We start from the raw sequence: 16727 nt of genomic DNA, 5'->3' as shown, positions 1-16727 counted from the left end.
ATTGAGAGACAATGTCAAGCGCCGGATTTCATTGCGTCGTCAGGATGAACCGAATTGCGGAGAAATGTATTGGATTGGTTTTGCGCGCTTGCCTGAGAAGGCAGCGGCGGTACCGCATTTGCCTTCGTCCACCCGAGCCGTTTGCCTCAGGACGTCAGAACAGTCCGACACTTCCCGGTGGTGTCACCGCGGCCGGCGGTACAGGCTGCCCCTGCGGCACTTCCTCTCCGCCCGGGGGCAAATCGAGCGGCGGCACGCCGTCGCCGGGCACATCATCCGGTATCTCTTGCGGCGCATCGAGCGGGGGGACGGCGACCGGGGCGGTCTCGGCAGGCAACGTGCCACCCTGCTCACCCGCCGGCTGCGGCTGCGTGTCTGCGGCAGGCTGCTGCCCTTGGACTGGCTGCTGCGTCTCCGCGGCCTTCTGGGCCTCGCTGGCGGGGACCGGAGCCGGGTGAGCAGCCTTGACGCCCTTTGGAGCCGGCACATCGGAGGTCTGCTTGCAGCCGGTCAGCCAGACGTCATAGATCGCATGCTCGACGGCATTGAGTGCGGGGCTGTCGGCGAACATCCAGCCGGAAAAGATCCGACGGATCTTGCGGTCGAGGGTGATCTCGTCGACCTCGATGAAAGCGTCGATCTTCTGCGCCTCGCTCTCGTCGCGGGAATAGCAGACCTTCGGCGTGACCTGCAGGGCGCCGAACTGCACCGTCTCGTCGATGTAGACATCAAAGGAGGTGATGCGGCCGGTGATCTTGTCAATGCCGGCGAATTCGGCGACCGGGTTGGAGATCCGCTCGGCCAAGACCGGGCCAACGCCCCCCAGGGTGCCGATGGATGCGGCCAAGGCCGCCATGCCCATCACAGCCAGGGTTGAGCCACGCCCGATACGCTTCATGTCTGCCATTCTCCAGCCTTCGAATATGCGGTGCCGCGATCAGAGCGGCCTCCACACAGAGGCCCTAGAACCGAATTGTGGCCAAATCCGGTGTCAGTTGCCGGGGGTCCAGGCGTCATAGTCGCCGGTGACGCGCGGACGCTCGCCCGCAACGGCGATCGAACCCTGGGGACGATAGGCATTCGCCGTGCCGGTGGCATTGGCGCGGTGCGGTTTTTGCCATTCCGCGGCCTTGTAGTCTTCCTTGGACGGCGGAACGTCAGTGCGGTAATGCATCCAGCCATGCCAGCCGGCCGGAATGGTCGAGGCGTCGGCATAGCCCTTATAGATGACCCAGCGGCGCGGCAGTCCGAAGGTGGTGGTGCCGCCCTCGTAATAGATGTTGCCGAACTGGTCTTCGCCGACCTTCGTGCCCTTGCGCCAGGTGAAGAAACGCGTGCCCATGGTCTGACCGTTCCACCAGGTGAAAAGTTCCAACAGAAGCTGCTTCATGTCTCGTCCTTGGCTCCGGGCCTTGTCGACCACCGGATTGTCATCGTTCTCCGCTTATGCCGCCTCGATGGGCGATTGTCCAGTGATTCGCCGTGTCGCAGCACTCATTTCAGCTTGTACTTGAAGCCGAAATGGCTCTTGGCGAATCCGAGCCGTTCGTAGAAGCGATGCGCATCTGTGCGGGCGGCATTCGAGGTCAATTGCACCTGGCGCAGACCGAGCCGCCTTGCCTCCTCGAGGCAGAAGCCGATCATCTGGCCACCGATGCCGCGGCCGCGCATGTCGGGCCGTGTCTGCACCGCCTCGACGATCATCGAGGTCGCGCCGCGTCCGGTCAGCGTGGTGGTCAGGAGGGTCTGGAACGTGCCGACGATCTCCCCGTCGCACTCGGCGACATAGAGGGTTTCGCGCGGCGTCTGCTCCAGGGTGCGGAAGGCATGCAGATAGTCCGCACGCGCGGCTTTGTCGGTCGTGTCGCCATGGCCGCCGATATCGTCCGAGGCGAGGATCGCAACGATTGCCGCGACGTCCTGCTCGCGAGCCTTCCTGATGGTGATCGCCGACCCTTGCATATTCTTTCCTTCCGCGCGTTACTGATGTCGAGGTTACGGAGGATGCAGGAGGGCCGCATGACAGTGAGAGGGTTTTGCACGCTTATTTTCGTGTTCGCGCTCACGGCGACGGGTGCGATCGCAGAGGAAGGCGGGCGCCAAGGCATCGCCTTCGTCCAGGCACCGGAGATGTCCAGCGGGGTGTGCACCGGCAAGGATGCCGCCACCGCCTTCGACTGCGCGAAGAAGCAATGCGTCGATGGCGGCGGAACGGACGAGGACTGCTTGGAGCAGGCCTATTGTTTCCCGGCGCGCTTCAGCGTCGACGTCTTCATGCGCTCGTCCGAGGGCCCGCACTGGCACGAATACTATTGCGGCTCGGACACCAAGGAACTCGCCATGGCTGCGGCCAAGGTCGCCTGCGACAACATCAAGCGGCCCTATCTGATCGAGTGCACGCCGGTGCTGATCTATGACGAGAACGGCAGGTCGGAAGAAGTCGAGATGGACAACTGAGGCCGGGCCGGCTCAAAAGGGCATTGCTCAACCGAGCCGCTTTTCCATGACGATGGCCGGCAGACCGCTGTCCGGCCCGCCGCAACTCGTCGTGCGATCGACCTCGACGAAGCCGTGTTCCTGATAGAAGACGACCGCCGCGGTGTTGCGCGGCTCGACCTCGAGCCGCATGATCTCGGCATCGGGAAAGCAAGTCTCCAGCTCGGCAAAGAGATCGCGGCCGATGCCCATGCGCTGGCACGAAGGCCGGACGTAGAGCTGATGCAGGAAGGCGGTCTTGGCCATCTTCGCCGACATGGCCGCATAGGCCATGCCGCCGAGCTGCCTGCCATCGTCCGCCACGAGGAACTCGCCGCCCTTCTTCTCGATCCGGGTCTTGAGGACCGGGATCGAGTGCCAGGCATCCACCAGTTCGCGCACCTTCGCCTCACCGTAGAGCGGGTCATAGGTGGCGTGAAAAGTCTCCGACAGCAGGGCGCGGAGAGCATCCGCGTCGTTGAGGCTGGCGGTGCGGACGAAGAACAAGGCCTTATTCCTCGACGATGCCGAGCTTGGCCTTGACCAGCGCCTGCACGGCCTGGGGATTGGCCTTGCCGCCGGTCGCCTTCATCACCTGGCCGACGAACCAGCCGGCCAGCGTCGGCTTGGCCAGCACCTTGGCGACCTGGTCGGGGTTGGCGGCGATGATTTCATCGACGGCCTCTTCGATGGCGCCGGTATCGGTCACCTGCTTCATGCCGCGGCTCTCGACGATTTCGGCCGGGTCGCCGCCTTCGTTGAAGACGATCTCGAACAGGTCCTTGGCGATCTTGCCGGAAATGGTCTCGGCCTTGATGAGGTCGATGATGCCGCCAAGCTGGGCGGGCGAAACCGGAGTCTCTTCAATGGCTTTGCCGGCTTTGTTCAAGGCACCCAGCAGGTCGTTGATGACCCAGTTGGCGGCCGTCTTGCCGTCGCGGCCCTCGGCCACGGCCTCGAAATAATCGGCGATCGCCTTTTCCGAGACGAGCACTGAAGCGTCGTAGACCGAGAGGCCGAGTTCGCGGACGAAACGGGCCTTCTTGTCGTCGGGGAGCTCCGGCAGGTCCTTTTTCAGCCTCTCGACGAAGGCATCGTCGAATTCCAGCGGCAGCAGGTCCGGATCGGGAAAGTATCGATAGTCATGCGCGTCTTCCTTCGAGCGCATCGAACGGGTCTCGCCCTTGCCCGGATCAAACAGGCGGGTCTCCTGGTCGATCGAGCCGCCGTCCTCGAGGATGGCGATCTGGCGACGGGCCTCATATTCGATGGCCTGGCCGATGAAGCGGATCGAGTTGACGTTCTTGATCTCGCAGCGCGTGCCAAACTCGCCTCCGGGCTTGCGCACGGAGACGTTGACGTCGGCACGCATCGAGCCCTCGTCCATGTTGCCGTCGCAGGTGCCGAGATAGCGCACGATCGAGCGCAGCTTGGTCATGTAGGCCTTGGCTTCGTCCGAGGAGCGCATGTCGGGCTTGGAGACGATTTCCATCAGCGCCACGCCCGAACGGTTGAGGTCGACATAGGACATGGTCGGATGCTGGTCATGCATCGACTTGCCGGCATCCTGTTCCAGATGCAGGCGCTCGATGCCGATTTCGATGTCCTCGAAATTGCCCTGGCGGTCGGGACCGAGCGAGATGATGATCTTGCCCTCTCCGACGATCGGGTCCTTGAACTGCGAGATCTGGTAGCCCTGCGGCAGGTCGGGATAGAAATAGTTCTTGCGGTCGAAGATCGAGCGCTTGTTGATCTGGGCCTTCAGACCAAGACCGGTTCGCACGGCCTGGGCGACGCATTCCTCGTTGATCACGGGCAGCATGCCGGGCATGGCCGCATCGACCAGCGACACGTTGGAGTTCGGCGCATTGCCGAAGGTCGTCGACGCGCCCGAGAACAGCTTCGAATTGCTCGTCACCTGGGCGTGGACTTCCATGCCGATGACGATCTCCCAGTCACCGGTGGCGCCGGGGATGAAGCGTTTCGGATCGGGCGTGCGGGTGTCAACAAGGGTCATCGGCTGCTCGTGTCATGCGTGGATTTCTCAAGCCCGTGAGGTAGAACAAATGCGGCGGTGGCGCAAGGCTTGTGCGGTCCGCGCGGCGGGCTTCGGCGGCGTACAAAGCGTTAAACGGCAGTCGCTAGACTGGTGCGCATGGCCTCTGCAAACATGCTCATCCTCGTCGCCATCGCCGCGCTCTACAACCTCGCCGTCTTCGGCATCTACGCCTTCGACAAGGTTGCCGCGCGGAACGGCGACTGGCGGGTGCGGGAATCCACCCTGCTCTGGCTCGCCGTGCTTGGCGGCGGGATCGGCGCTTTTCTCGCTCAGCGGCTCTTGCGCCACAAGACGCGCAAGCCTCCCTTCTTTGTGGTGCTGCCTGTCCTGTTCGTGCTGCAGGTCCTCCTCGCCGTTACCCTTCTGCTGGCGCCGGCGGCGGCAATCGCTGCGATCCAGGCTGGCGTCCAGGCTATTGGGGGACGCTAGAATTCCTGGCCGTAGGCGGGAGAAACCGGCGCGGCCAGCTGCTTCGACAGGCCGACCGACTGGACGTCGCGATCGAGCTTGGGATTGTAGGCGATCGTCAGCCAGTGCACCGCATAGCCATGCTTCTCGAAGAAATGCACCGCCTCTTCGTTCTTGGCGTGGGTCTGCAGGCTTGCCTTGGAAAACCCCTGATGCAGGACTTCCTTCTCGATCTCCTCGAGCAGCGCCGTCCCCAATCCCATGCCCTGGAAATCCGGATCGATCCAGAAGTCGGTGATGTTCTCGTCGAGCTCCTCGCGCGCCGCCCAGCCGGCGGGCTGACCGTTCAGCTCGATGACCGAGATCGTCAGCCATCCCGAGCGGGTGAAATTAAGGAAGGCGGAGCGGGCGCCCTCGACCATCGTCTTCGTCTCGCCGACCGGGATCATCGCCTTTTCCCAGGCACGAAAGCCGATGGCGGCCAGCAGGTCCGCTTCGTCGCGGCGGGCATTGCGTATGGTGATCATCGGCACCCCATCTTTCACCGATAGTAGACCATCGCGCCGCGGGATTTTCCAGCCTGCCGTCCGGCGCCCCCTACGGCTCTAATTTTTCCCAACGTTTTCCGTCGGCTAGCTGCGCTCGTGAGCGTTGGGAAACTCCAGGAGAATGCCGCCCCTCGTTGAAACAACGCTGTGACCGATTCGACACGGCGCCCGCGGATGACGTCATGTCGCGGCATCGGGCGCTTGACCGGGAGGCCGGCCATGCCCATTTTCAAGCCGTAACCAATGGAGTTTGGATGTTCCGTCAGTCGGAGTCCCGGTAAGGGCCCCTGCCCGCGATCCTCATGATCCGCGCGCCTGGGCCCGAAAAAAGCGAAGCCCCGACGCCTCAGCGGCGCCGGTATCGTTTTTGCGCGCTCGTCTCTCGAGCGCTTATCCGGATCGACACCATGGACATCTCCCGCGCCGAACAGCGCATCCTCCACCTGCTCGCCCAGGGCGGGCGCATCGAACTCACCCGTGACGAAAACCGCAGAATAGAAAAGATCCAGCTCTTCACCCGCGAAGGCTGGGTGTTCAGCGGCCTCGACGTCATCGCCTTCCGCAAGCTGAAGCAGAAGAGGGCGATCAAGTCTTCCGGCGGCCACCCCTACCGCATTACCGAACGCGGCCTGGTTCTGGTCAGGTCACAGCCGGACAACAGGTGAGGAGAACACTGGCAACGGCGGGATTTCCTGCCGTTGCCAGGCACTACATTTGTAGTTACATTACGTCATGAGTTTCGAATGGGACGAGACGAAGAACAGGATCAATCGTCAGAAGCACGGCATCTCTTTTGAGGAAGCCTGCCTGATCTTCGACGGGTCGGTCTTCAGCGCGAAGGACGAGCGTCTCGACTATGGCGAGGAGCCGGATCATCAGCATAGGCGCTATCGCGTCGCTGGTCATCGTCGTCGTCGTTCACACGGATAGAAGCGGCTCGATCCGTATCATTTCGGCTCGGCTTGCGAACAGAAAGGAAAGGATGCGCTATCATGCCCATCTCGCAGACAAGACTGAAGGAACTGGCGTCTCGATCTGACAAGCAGATCGACTACAGCGATATTCCGGAACTGGACGAAGCCTTCTTCGAAAAGGCGCAACTCGTGAGGCCGGCGGCGGACAAGCGGCAGATCACCATCCGGATCGATGCCGACGTGCTGGACTGGTTTCGCGGCCAAGGCAAGGGCTACCAGACGCATATGAACGCGGTGCTGAAAGCCTACATGCATTCGCAAAAGCCCTAGATTCCGCCGCCCTCCCGCGATGTACCCGAACGAAAAACGGCGCCTCTCGGCGCCGCAGTTGTTTGAAGCAGAGGTGAAGCCCTACCACCACTTCGAAGGCGTGAACTTGCCGGCGGCCTGTTCGATGACGTGGGCGGTCTTGAACAGGGTGCTTTCCTCGAACGGACGGCCGATCAGTTGCAGGCCGAGCGGCAGGCCTTTGGCGTCGAGGCCGGCGGGGACGGACAGGCCCGGCAGGCCGGCCATGTTGACCGTGACGGTGAAGATGTCCTGCATGTACATCGCGACCGGATCGGCGGCGAGTGCCTCGTCGCCGATGGCGAAGGCCGAGGACGGGGTGGCCGGCGTCAGGATGGCGTCGACGTCGTTGAAGGCCAGCTCGAAATCGCGCTTGATCAGCGTGCGGACCTTCTGCGCCTTCAGGTAATAGGCATCGTAGTAGCCGGCCGAGAGCACGTAGGTGCCGATCATGATGCGGCGCTTGACCTCGGTGCCGAATCCGGCCGCGCGGGTCTTTTCGTACATGTCGGCAATGTCCTTGCCGTCGACGCGCAGGCCGTAGCGCACGCCGTCGTAGCGGGCAAGGTTCGACGAGGCTTCGGCGGGCGCGACGATGTAATAGGCCGGCAGCGCATACTTGGTGTGCGGCAGCGAAATGTCGACGATCTCGGCGCCGGCGTCCTTCAGCCAGGCGACGCCTTGGCTCCAAAGCTTTTCGACTTCGTCCGGCATGCCGTCGACGCGGTATTCTTTCGGAATGCCGATGCGCATGCCCTTCAACGACTGGCCCAGCGCGGCTTCGTAGTTCGGCACCGGTATGTCGACCGAGGTCGTGTCCTTGGCGTCGGTGCTGGCCATCGACCGCAGCAAGATCGCGGCGTCGCGCACGTCGCGGGCGATCGGGCCGGCCTGGTCGAGCGAGGAGGCGAAGGCGACGACGCCCCAGCGCGAGCAGCGGCCATAGGTCGGCTTGATGCCGACGGTGCCGGTGAAGGCCGCCGGCTGGCGGATCGAGCCGCCGGTGTCGGTGGCCGTGGCCCCGGCGCACAGATGCGCGGCAACGGCCGCGGCGGAACCACCGGACGAGCCGCCCGGCACGAGCTGCTGGTTGGAGCCGCTCGCCTTCCACGGGTTGACGACCGGTCCGTAGTGCGAGGTCTCGTTGGACGAGCCCATGGCGAATTCATCCATGTTGAGCTTGCCCAGCATGACCGCACCGTCGTCCCACAGGTTCTGGGTGACGGTCGATTCGTATTTCGGCTTGAAGCGGTTGAGAATGCCGGAGCAAGCCTGGGTGTGAACGTCGCGGGTGGCGAACAGGTCCTTGATGCCGAGCGGGATGCCCTCGAGCGCGCCTGCCTTGCCTTCGGCGATGCGCGCGTCCGAAGCCTTTGCCATCTCGCGGGCCTTGTCGCCGGTCACCGTCACATAGGCGTTGATCACGTCATTGGCGGCCTCGATCGCCTGGACATAGGCATCCGTCAGTTCGACGGCCTTGATTTCCTTGGCCACCAGTTTGGCGCGGGCTTCGGCAATGGTGAGGCTGGTCAGTTCGCTCATGATGTCGGTTCACTTCAGAAAATCGGCGCTTTGGCCAAGCGCGCGGAAAAAGGGATCGGCGGAAGGCAGAGAGACGCTTGGTCCCCCGGCTTATTCGACCACCTTCGGCACCAGGAAGAAATTGCGGTCGGTTTCCGGCGCATTGGCAACGATGTCGTCGGCCTTGCCGCCGTCAGTGACAATATCCTGGCGCTTCTTCATCGCCATCGGCGTGACCGAGGTCATCGGCTCGACGCCGGATACATCGACCTCGGACAACTGTTCGACGAAGCCGAGAATGCCGTTGAGCTCACCCATCATCCGTTCGGCTTCGTCTTCGCTGAGCGCGATGCGGGCCAGGTGCGCGACGCGCTTGACGGTCTTGAGATCAACGGACATTGCTACTCTCCGATTAGATTTTCTCCCTCGCTATAATGGCCATGTCCACGCTTCGCAACGGTCAGAATCTCCGATCCAAGCAGGTGAAGCAGCAAATCGTCCAGATTCTCGATCGGCGTAAAGGCGCTGGCCTTCACGCTGCGATGGCCCGGGCGCACCGCCTTGGTGCCCTGGGCGTTTCCCTTGGTATGTTTGACGGCGCCCATATTGGCGATCTGCAACAGCGGCTGACCTGGGTTGCCGCCAAACCAGCGATATCTCTTCAGATTTAATTCGTCATCGACAGAGATCCAGATAACGCAGCCGCTGGGCTTTTCGGCGAGCCGGAGATTAACATTGACCTCCGACCGTGCCCCGCCGACCCTCGTCACCTTGAGTTGAATGTGGCGTGTGATTTGCCGGCAGGTCAACACAAGATCATAGCCCGCGTTATCAAACTCGCTCTTGAGAATCTCAGTGTCGAGAATACCGAACTGCCATAGGCGACGCAGCAGTTCACCGGCAAAAATGTGCTCGACTATGGTCTCGCGCAGGACGGAGTTCTCCGCATGAAGCCGTCTCAAGTCTTCAACGGATGCCGCATGTCTCACAGCGAGAGGCTCTCGCCGGCGGCGGGCGTGACCACACGGGTCCGCGTGCCCTCCATGCCGAGCACGAACTTCTCCGGGGTCGGATCGATGATGCCGAAGGAGCCGTAGTGGCAGGGCATGGCGATCTTGAAGTCGAAGAAGCGCTGGCAGGCGAGTGCCGCCACCGCGCCGCCCATGGTGAAGCGGTCGCCGATCGGCACAAGGCCGATGTCGGGTTGGTGCAGTTCGTGGATCAGCTTCATGTCGGAGAAGATGTCGGTGTCACCCATGTGCAGCAGCGAGGCGTCCCCTTCAATGTGCAGCATCAGGCCGTTGGCATTGCCGAGCGCATGGGACACGCCGTCCTCGGTGATCTGGGCCGAGGAGTGAAGCGCGTTGGTGAAGGTGACGCTGAAACCGTCGAAGGCGATCGTGCCCCCGGTATTGCCGGCCTCGAGCTTGGTCACCCCTTTCGAGCCGAGCCAGGCGGCAAGATCGGCATTGGCCAACACGGTCGCCCCGGTCTCGCCGGCAAGCTTGACCGTGTCGCCGACATGGTCGCCATGGCCATGGGTCAGAAGGATGTGCGTCACACCGGTCGCCCAATCCTTGGCGTCCAGGCCGGCAAAGCCTGGATTTCCGGTGAAGAACGGGTCGATCAGGATGCTCGCCTTGGCGGTGTCGAGCCGGAATGCGGAATGGCCGAGCCAGGTGATCTTCATGAAATTCTCCTTCGGTGCGATGCCCGGAATATAGGCCATGCCGGGCCGGCGGCAACCGCGTTTTCCGCAGACGTCAGGCCTACCGAGTTGCGCCTTCGAGGAGCGTGCGATAAGCCGCAATTGCCAGGCTTGGTCTGGCAGGGCCGCCCTCACCGCTCCGGTCGTCCGGCCGACAATCAACACCAACGACTGGGAGACCAAAATGGCCGCCGACGACGACGATTATGTATATGATGATGTGACAGGCGAATGGCGCCCGGCCTCCGAGATGGCGGCCGCTGCCAATGCCAAGCCGGTTGCCAAGGATGCGGCCGGCAATGTGCTGGCTGACGGCGATTCGGTGACGCTGATCAAGGACCTCAAGGTCAAGGGTACCAATACGACCCTCAAGCAGGGAACGGTCATCAAGTCGATCCGCCTGACGGATGACCCGGAAGAAATCGACTGCCGGAACGACACGATCAAGGGACTGGTCCTCAGGACCGAGTTCGTGCGCAAGCGCTAGAGTCTGTCAGGTTCATTCTGAACCAGCCAGACTCCAGCTCTTCTGTTTTCGTTTGTCTTTTCGGGAAAACCGGTTTCCACTTTTCCCTGACGGACTCTAACTGGCCGGGGCCGCAGCATGACCACCCTCACGATCGAAGAACTCGCGGAAGTGCTGCAGCCCCGACAGGCGATTGCCGGTCTCGACCTCGGCACCAAGACCATCGGGCTTTCGATGTCGGATCTCGGTCTGCGGTTCGCCACGCCGCGAACCGTCCTCAAACGGGTGAAATTCACCCAGGATGCCGAGACGCTGCTGGCATTCGCGGCAAAAGAGAACGTGGCCGCCTTCATCATCGGCCTGCCGATGAACATGGACGGCTCGGCAGGACCCCGGGTGCAGGCGACCCGCGCCTTCGTGCGCGCGATGTCGGAAAAGACCGACATTCCCTTCGTCTACTGGGACGAGCGGCTGTCAACGGTGGCGGCTGAACGGGCCCTTCTGGAGATGGACGTGTCGCGGGCCAAGCGTAGCGAGCGGATCGATTCGGCGGCTGCGAGCTTCATCCTTCAAGGCGCGCTGGACAGATTGTCGGCGCTGCGCACGACGATCGGCCGCAGTTCGGACGAGGCCTGACGCGCCGCCCACCATGCGGCGATCTTGCGGCGGCGGCGGAACGCGATGATGGCGAAGACGATGGCGCTGTCGACGGCGATGGCGCGGGCGACGAGGGGCGGAATGGTCTCGGGCGCCAGGCCCAAGGCGTTGCCATAGACTGCAAAGACGAGATCGTGCGCCTGACGGGTCAGCATGAAGAAGCCGAAACTCAGGTCATAGTAAGAGAGCCCATACCAGCCGCCGAGCAGCAGGATCGGCAGTGCCCACAAGACCAGAAATACCTTCATGCGGGTCTCCCCTTCCAACGCTGCGGCGGCCAATGACGGCTCGACCGCGATTCGGGCCAGGCCTGGACCATCCAGTTCGACGCCGCCATCAGGCTCAGCGCCATGGCCGGAACCGCTATGTCGAGCGCCAAGCCGGCGAAAAACGTCGCCATGACGCCTGTCAACGTCACCCTTGCCATTCCGGTTCCCATTGCGACGCCCTCGAGCCCTCTGCCTATCGGCGGAGAAACTGGCCCGTTAACCGTTCCGTCGCAACGTAAACCCTTTGTTAAGGTTAACGCGCGTTGGGGATAACGCAAGATGCCGTAGCTTGCCAACCGATGATGCAATGACGGGTGATGGCGGCGGCGCAATTGCCTTGCGCGCCCATCAGCTGTTATGCGAAGCCCGCCCCTCCCCCACGGCGCCCGGCCCCGAAAGCAAACCTGATGCTCCTGATCTTCGAAAGCGTTCTGCCGATCTTCCTGCTCGTGCTTCTCGGTGTGCTGCTGAAACGCTGGCCACGGATCGACGACAGCCTGTGGGGCGGGCTCGAGCAGTTCGGCTACTACGTGCTCTTCCCGGCGCTGCTGTTTCTCACCCTGTCAAAGGCCGATTTTTCGACCATGGATACGGGCGCCGTCAGCGCGACCGCCCTGGTTTCGGTCGGGATCATGTCGGCCCTGGTGTTGGCGCTGTGGCAACCGCTCCACCGGCTGGGGCTCAAGGGACCGGCCTTCACCTCGATCTTCCAGACAGCAACCCGCTGGAACGGTTTCATGGCGCTTGCCATCGCGGAAAAGCTGTCCGGTCCGGTCGGGCTGACCGTGGTCGCCGTGGTGATGGCGGCGATCATCATTCCGCTCAACGTCATCAATGTCGGCGTGTTGATCTGGTTCTCCGGCAACGGCCGAAACCTCAAGGACTTTGCCGTGAAGATCGTCTCCAACCCGATCATCCTCGGCGCGGCGAGCGGCGTGCTGGTCAATCTGGCAGGCATAACCGTCTACGACCCGCTGATGATGGCGGTCGATCTCGTCGCGCGCTCCTCGCTCGGTCTGGGCCTGATCATGGTCGGTGCGGGCCTGAGGATCATGGACGCATTGAAGCCTCAGCCCAACGTCATCCTCGGTTCGGTGCTCAAGCTGCTGGTGTTTCCTGCGGTCATGGCGGGCGTCGCCCTGCTGTTCGGCGTCGAGGGCGAGACGCTGGCCATGCTGGTCTTAAGCGCTGCGGTTCCGACCGCGATGAACGGCTATCTGCTGGCCAAGCAGATGGGTGGCGACGCGCCGCTATATGCGGCAACCGCGACCGTGCAGACGGTCGCGGCGGTGTTCACCATTCCGCTCGTGCTCTACCTTGTCGGTCAGGTCGCGGCCGGATAGAGCAGGTCGAGCACGTAGCGGGCGTCGAAGCGGGCATCGAGCACGCCATAGGTATGGCGCCAGCCGCCGGCGAGGCGCGATTCGAGGAAGGCATCGGCGATCTTGCCGGCTCCGAGCTTATAGAGCTCGGCCGCGGCAGCCGCCAGCGCCAGTTGCTCGATCAGCAGGCGGGCCGCCCCCTCGTCGCGCTCGGCAAGAGCGGTTGCGGCGCGCAGCACTTCCACCGTCTTCTTGCCCGACGCGCCGAGATCGCGCTCCAGCCCGGCGAAGATCGTCTCGAACAGGTCCTTGCCGCGGCTGAGCACCCTTAACAGATCAAGCGCCATGACATTGCCGGAGCCCTCCCAGATCGCGTTGACGGGAGCCTCGCGGTAGTGACGGGCGATCGGCCGTTCCTCGATGTAGCCGCTGCCGCCGATGCATTCCATGGCCTCGTAGATCAGCGCCGGCGCCATCTTGCAGATCCAGTATTTGACCACCGGCGTCATGACGCGGGCATAGGCGGCGTCCACGGCATTTTCGCGGGCGCGGTCGAAACTGTCGGCGAGCCTGAAGGCCAGAGCGGTCGCGGCGGCGACGTCGAGCGCCATGTCGGCGAGCACGCGGGTCATGATCGGCTGGTCGATCAGCTTCTTGCCGAACACCGAGCGCCCGCGCACATGATGCACGGCTTCCGCCATCGAGGCGCGCATGATGCCGGCCGAGGCCAGAGCACAATCGAGCCTGGTCAGCGTCACCATGTCGAGAATGGTGCGGATGCCGTCACCGGGCGTGCCGAGCAGGAAGCCGAAGGTTTCGGAAAACTCCACCTCGGACGAGGCGTTGGAACGGTTGCCGATCTTGTCCTTGAGGCGCTGGAACTCCAGGCCGTTGGCCGAGCCGTCCTCGAGCAGGCGCGGCACGAGGAAGCAGCCCATGCCGTCCTTGGTCTGGGCCAGCATGACGAAGGCGTCGCTCATCGGCGCCGACATGAACCATTTGTGGCCGGACAGGCGGTAGATCCCCTCGCCCACCCGCTCGCCGGACGTGGTGTTGGCGCGCACATCCGTGCCGCCCTGCTTCTCCGTCATGCCCATGCCGATGGTGACGGCGGATTTCTGCATGGCCGGCTTGTTGGACGAATCATACTTTCGCGACAGGATCTTCGGCGCCCATTCCTTCTGCACGTGCGGCGAGGAGACGAGGGCCGCGACCGAGGCGCTGGTCATGGTCAGCGGGCAGAGATGGCCGCATTCGAGCTGGGCGGTCAGGAAGAAGCGTACGGCGCGGGCCAGATGTTCATGGCCGCGGGCCTCCGGCTGGTTCTCCCAGACGGAGGAATGCAGGCCGACCGACATCGACCGGCGCATCAGCGCATGCCAGGCCGGATGGAACTCGACAACGTCGAGCCGCTCTCCGCGAACGCCATGGGTGCGCAATTGCGGCGGGCTCTGGTTGGCCATGCGCGCCAGTTCCTGCGCCTCGTGCGAGGTCACATACTTGCCGATGACGTCATATTCCTCGCGCAGGCCACGCGAGAGACCCGCACTCAGGTCGACCAGCAGCGGATCGGAGCGATAGGCATTGATACCGGACCAGGGTTTTGGCTGGTTCAGTTCGGCGAGTTTTTCTTCAGTCCGGTTCATTGGGGTCATGCCGATCCTCTAGCGGAAATCGATTCGTTTTACATGGGGACCGTGCTTCTATCCACACTGCATGTGCTTGCCCCTTGGCCCCGGCTTCTCTATAGACCGCGTGACATCTCAGGAGGACGTCCATGGTCTTCTTTCCCCATCGCCATCTCATCGGCATCAAGGGCCTCACCGAGCAGGACATTACCTATCTGCTCGACAAGGCCGACGAAGCCGTCAAAATCAGCCGCCAGCGGGAGAAAAAGACCTCCACGCTGCGCGGACTCACGCAGATCAACCTGTTCTTCGAAGCCTCGACCCGGACCCAGTCCTCGTTCGAGCTCGCCGGAAAGCGCCTCGGCGCCGACGTGATGAACATGTCGGTCAGCAATTCGTCGGTGAAGAAGGGCGAGACCCTGATCGACACCGCCATGACGCTCAACGCCATGCGGCCCGACGTGCTGGTCGTGCGCCACTCCTCGGCAGGTGCGGCAGCGCTTTTGGCGCAAAAGGTCGCCTGCTCGGTGGTCAATGCCGGCGACGGACAGCACGAGCACCCGACCCAGGCGCTGCTCGATGCGCTGACGATCCGGCGCGCCAAGGGCAAGCTGTCGCGCATCATCGTGGCGATCTGCGGCGACGTGCTGCATTCGCGCGTCGCCCGCTCCAATATCTTGCTGCTCAACGCCATGGGAGCGCGCGTCAGGGTCGTGGCCCCCGCGACGCTTCTGCCAACCGGGATTGCCGACATGGGCGTGGAGGTCTTCCACGACATGAAGGAAGGCCTGAAGGACGCGGACGTGGTGATGATGCTGCGCCTGCAGCGCGAGCGCATGTCTGGCGCCTTCGTGCCTTCGGTGCGCGAATATTTCCACTATTGGGGCCTTGACGCCGAAAAGCTGAAGGCGGCGAAGGAGGATGCGCTCGTGATGCATCCGGGCCCGATGAACCGCGGCGTCGAGATCGCCTCGGAAGTGGCCGACGGCCCCCAGAGCGTGATCGAGAGCCAGGTGGAAATGGGCGTGGCCGTGCGCATGGCGGTGATGGAAGCGCTGCTCGTTTCGCAGAACCAGGGGCCCCGCAGCGAAGGAATGGGCGCATGAACCGGCCGCTCGTCTTGAAGAATACCCGCATCGTCGACCCCTCGCGCCAGCTCGATACCGTCGGCACGATCATCGTCGGCGAAGACGGTCGCATATTGGCAGCCGGTGCCGAGGCGCAGAACCAGGGTGCGCCGGACGGCGCCGAGATCCGCGACTGCACCGGCCTCACCGCCGCTCCGGGCCTGGTGGATGCCCGCGTCTTCGTCGGCGAACCGGGCGCCGAGCATCGGGAAACCATCGCTTCGGCCAGCCGCGCGGCGGCAGCCGGCGGGGTCACCTCCTTCATCATGATGCCGGACACGGATCCGGTGATCGACGACATCGCGCTCGTGGAGTTCGTCAAGAAGACGGCGCGTGACACGGCCGTCGTCAATGTCTATCCGGCAGCGGCGTTGACCAAGCATCTGGCCGGCGGAGAAATGACCGAAATCGGCCTTCTGCAGCAGGCCGGCGCGGTGTCCTTCACCAACGGCCGTCACGGATTGGCCGACAGTCAGGTCCTGCGCCGGGCGATGACCTATGCGCGCGAATTCGGCGCCGTGATCGATCTCGAGCCGCGGGAAGACTATCTCGGCAACGGCGTGATGAATGCCGGCCTGTTCGCCAGCTGGCTCGGCCTGCCCGGCGTGCCGAAGGAGGCCGAGATCATCCCGCTCGAGCGCGATCTGCGCATTGCCGGGCTGACCGGCGCCAAGTTCCACTCCTCAGAGATTTCCGTGCCGGAATCGGCGGAAGCCATCCGCGTCGCACGTAGTCGTGGCGCGAAAGTGACCTGCGGCATCTCGATCAACCACCTGGCACTGAACGAGAACGACATCGGCGAGTACCGGAGCTTCTTCAAGATGACCCCGCCGCTTCGCGCCGAAGACGACCGCATGGCCATGGTCCAGGCGATCGCCGACGGCACGGTCGACATCATCGTCTCCGCCCACGACCCGCAGGACGTCGATACCAAGCGGCTGCCCTTTGCCGATGCGGCGGACGGTGCCGTCGGCCTCGAGACCCTGCTTTCGGCGGCGCTGCGCCTGCATCACAGCGGTCACGTGTCGCTGATGCGGCTGATCGACGCCATGTCGATGCGTCCTGCCGAAATCTTCGGCCTTGACGCCGGTTCGCTCAAGCCGGGTGCCAAGGCGGACATCACGCTGATCGACCTCGATGAGCCGTGGCTGGTCGCCAAGGAACTGCTTTTATCGCGCTCGAAGAACACACCGTTCGAGGACGCCCGCTTCTCGGGTCGCGCGGTCGCGACCTATGTCGCCGGCAAGTGCGTGCATTCGCTTTAAGGAAGACCAGGG

Annotated in this window: 21 protein-coding genes and 2 pseudogenes; 10 read left to right on the top strand and 13 right to left on the bottom strand. The window is 63.4% G+C overall.

Annotated features, from left to right (window positions below):
* Positions 1-475 precede the first annotated feature (475 nt).
* The 3 genes and pseudogenes from DYZ14_RS24335 to DYZ14_RS07530 all read right to left on the bottom strand — a co-directional run.
* Positions 476-862, bottom strand: a pseudogene (locus DYZ14_RS24335) (DUF2155 domain-containing protein); the annotation flags it as partial.
* A gap of 129 nt (positions 863-991) precedes the next feature.
* Positions 992-1390 carry an NADH:ubiquinone oxidoreductase subunit NDUFA12 gene (locus tag DYZ14_RS07535; RefSeq protein ID WP_115672034.1) on the bottom strand — a complete coding sequence of 133 codons (399 nt, stop codon included), beginning with the start codon at positions 1388-1390 and terminating at the stop codon, positions 992-994.
* Positions 1391-1494: 104 nt separating this feature from the next.
* Positions 1495-1962, bottom strand: coding sequence for a GNAT family N-acetyltransferase (locus DYZ14_RS07530; RefSeq protein ID WP_154720109.1), 468 nt, complete (start codon positions 1960-1962; stop codon positions 1495-1497).
* Positions 1963-2019: 57 nt separating this feature from the next.
* Here DYZ14_RS07530 and DYZ14_RS07525 point away from each other — a divergent pair, with 57 nt between their 5' ends.
* Positions 2020-2457: a hypothetical protein gene (locus DYZ14_RS07525; RefSeq protein WP_154720108.1), complete on the top strand. Its 438-nt coding sequence runs from the start codon at positions 2020-2022 to the stop codon at positions 2455-2457.
* Between the two features lie 27 nt (positions 2458-2484).
* Here the strand turns inward: DYZ14_RS07525 and DYZ14_RS07520 are convergent, their stop codons facing one another.
* Both DYZ14_RS07520 and gatB read right to left on the bottom strand, forming a co-directional pair.
* Positions 2485-2982 carry a GNAT family N-acetyltransferase gene (locus DYZ14_RS07520; protein WP_154720107.1) on the bottom strand — a complete coding sequence of 166 codons (498 nt, stop codon included), beginning with the start codon at positions 2980-2982 and terminating at the stop codon, positions 2485-2487.
* Positions 2983-2986: 4 nt separating this feature from the next.
* Positions 2987-4492 (bottom strand): Asp-tRNA(Asn)/Glu-tRNA(Gln) amidotransferase subunit GatB, encoded by a 1506-nt coding sequence (gene gatB, locus DYZ14_RS07515; RefSeq protein ID WP_154720106.1) that lies wholly within the window; start codon positions 4490-4492, stop codon positions 2987-2989.
* Positions 4493-4630: 138 nt separating this feature from the next.
* On the opposite strand from gatB, the gene DYZ14_RS07510 reads away from it, so the two are divergent.
* Positions 4631-4963 carry a DUF1294 domain-containing protein gene (locus DYZ14_RS07510; protein ID WP_154720105.1) on the top strand — a complete coding sequence of 111 codons (333 nt, stop codon included), beginning with the start codon at positions 4631-4633 and terminating at the stop codon, positions 4961-4963.
* Here DYZ14_RS07510 and DYZ14_RS07505 read toward each other — a convergent pair.
* The gene (locus tag DYZ14_RS07505; RefSeq protein ID WP_154720104.1) at positions 4960-5469 is read right to left on the bottom strand and encodes a GNAT family N-acetyltransferase; all 510 of its coding nucleotides are present in this window, start codon (positions 5467-5469) and stop codon (positions 4960-4962) included. The genes DYZ14_RS07510 and DYZ14_RS07505 overlap by 4 nt on opposite strands.
* A gap of 428 nt (positions 5470-5897) precedes the next feature.
* Between DYZ14_RS07505 and DYZ14_RS07500 the strand changes: the two genes are divergently transcribed.
* The 3 genes and pseudogenes from DYZ14_RS07500 to DYZ14_RS07490 all read left to right on the top strand — a co-directional run bounded on the left by DYZ14_RS07500 (position 5898) and on the right by DYZ14_RS07490 (position 6734).
* Positions 5898-6155 carry a YjhX family toxin gene (locus DYZ14_RS07500; RefSeq protein ID WP_154720103.1) on the top strand — a complete coding sequence of 86 codons (258 nt, stop codon included), beginning with the start codon at positions 5898-5900 and terminating at the stop codon, positions 6153-6155.
* Between the two features lie 67 nt (positions 6156-6222).
* Positions 6223-6529, top strand: a pseudogene (locus tag DYZ14_RS24650) (BrnT family toxin).
* Positions 6483-6734, top strand: a complete 252-nt coding sequence (locus tag DYZ14_RS07490; RefSeq protein ID WP_154720102.1) for a BrnA antitoxin family protein — start codon at positions 6483-6485, stop codon at positions 6732-6734. Before DYZ14_RS24650 ends, DYZ14_RS07490 begins: the two are co-directional and overlap by 47 nt.
* 81 nt (positions 6735-6815) lie before the next feature.
* Here DYZ14_RS07490 and gatA read toward each other — a convergent pair whose 3' ends face one another.
* The 4 genes from gatA to DYZ14_RS07470 form a co-directional block, all read right to left on the bottom strand.
* Positions 6816-8294 carry an Asp-tRNA(Asn)/Glu-tRNA(Gln) amidotransferase subunit GatA gene (gene gatA / locus DYZ14_RS07485; RefSeq protein ID WP_154720101.1) on the bottom strand — a complete coding sequence of 493 codons (1479 nt, stop codon included), beginning with the start codon at positions 8292-8294 and terminating at the stop codon, positions 6816-6818.
* A gap of 90 nt (positions 8295-8384) precedes the next feature.
* Entirely contained in the window at positions 8385-8672 is a 288-nt protein-coding gene (gatC, locus tag DYZ14_RS07480) for an Asp-tRNA(Asn)/Glu-tRNA(Gln) amidotransferase subunit GatC (protein ID WP_154720100.1), read from the bottom strand.
* 2 nt (positions 8673-8674) lie between these two features.
* On the bottom strand, positions 8675-9262 hold the full coding sequence (locus DYZ14_RS07475; protein ID WP_154720099.1) for a hypothetical protein: 588 nt from the start codon (positions 9260-9262) through the stop codon (positions 8675-8677).
* Positions 9259-9963, bottom strand: coding sequence for a metal-dependent hydrolase (locus DYZ14_RS07470; RefSeq protein WP_154720098.1), 705 nt, complete (start codon positions 9961-9963; stop codon positions 9259-9261). The genes DYZ14_RS07475 and DYZ14_RS07470 overlap by 4 nt, the downstream gene beginning before the upstream one ends.
* Positions 9964-10165: 202 nt before the next feature.
* Between DYZ14_RS07470 and DYZ14_RS07465 the strand changes: the two genes are divergently transcribed.
* Together DYZ14_RS07465 and ruvX are read left to right on the top strand one after the other, a co-directional pair.
* The gene (locus DYZ14_RS07465; protein WP_154720097.1) at positions 10166-10468 is read left to right on the top strand and encodes an alkylphosphonate utilization protein; all 303 of its coding nucleotides are present in this window, start codon (positions 10166-10168) and stop codon (positions 10466-10468) included.
* Positions 10469-10585: 117 nt separating this feature from the next.
* Positions 10586-11083, top strand: coding sequence for a Holliday junction resolvase RuvX (gene ruvX / locus DYZ14_RS07460; protein WP_154720096.1), 498 nt, complete (start codon positions 10586-10588; stop codon positions 11081-11083).
* On the opposite strand, the gene DYZ14_RS07455 is transcribed toward ruvX, so the two are convergent.
* On the bottom strand, positions 11017-11352 hold the full coding sequence (locus tag DYZ14_RS07455; protein WP_154720095.1) for a DUF6105 family protein: 336 nt from the start codon (positions 11350-11352) through the stop codon (positions 11017-11019). The two genes, ruvX and DYZ14_RS07455, sit on opposite strands and share 67 nt — an antisense overlap.
* The gene (locus tag DYZ14_RS07450) at positions 11349-11531 is read right to left on the bottom strand and encodes a hypothetical protein (protein ID WP_115670897.1); all 183 of its coding nucleotides are present in this window, start codon (positions 11529-11531) and stop codon (positions 11349-11351) included. Before DYZ14_RS07450 ends, DYZ14_RS07455 begins: the two co-directional genes overlap by 4 nt.
* 249 nt (positions 11532-11780) lie before the next feature.
* Between DYZ14_RS07450 and DYZ14_RS07445 the strand changes: the two genes are divergently transcribed.
* Positions 11781-12716, top strand: coding sequence for an AEC family transporter (locus tag DYZ14_RS07445; protein ID WP_154720094.1), 936 nt, complete (start codon positions 11781-11783; stop codon positions 12714-12716).
* On the opposite strand, the gene DYZ14_RS07440 is transcribed toward DYZ14_RS07445, so the two are convergent.
* A complete protein-coding gene (locus DYZ14_RS07440; RefSeq protein ID WP_154720093.1) occupies positions 12698-14350 on the bottom strand; it encodes an acyl-CoA dehydrogenase family protein in 1653 nt (550 codons plus the stop codon). The genes DYZ14_RS07445 and DYZ14_RS07440 overlap by 19 nt on opposite strands.
* Positions 14351-14472: 122 nt before the next feature.
* Between DYZ14_RS07440 and DYZ14_RS07435 the strand changes: the two genes are divergently transcribed.
* Both DYZ14_RS07435 and DYZ14_RS07430 read left to right on the top strand, forming a co-directional pair.
* Positions 14473-15429, top strand: a complete 957-nt coding sequence (locus tag DYZ14_RS07435) for an aspartate carbamoyltransferase catalytic subunit (protein WP_154720092.1) — start codon at positions 14473-14475, stop codon at positions 15427-15429.
* Positions 15426-16715: a dihydroorotase gene (locus tag DYZ14_RS07430; protein WP_154720091.1), complete on the top strand. Its 1290-nt coding sequence runs from the start codon at positions 15426-15428 to the stop codon at positions 16713-16715. Before DYZ14_RS07435 ends, DYZ14_RS07430 begins: the two co-directional genes overlap by 4 nt.
* The last annotated feature ends 12 nt before the right edge of the window (positions 16716-16727 follow it).

It is taken from the genome of Ciceribacter sp. T2.26MG-112.2 (genome assembly GCF_900492205.1).
GTDB lineage: Bacteria > Pseudomonadota > Alphaproteobacteria > Rhizobiales > Rhizobiaceae > Allorhizobium > Allorhizobium naphthalenivorans_A.
This window is presented reverse-complemented; position numbering and strand designations above follow the sequence as displayed.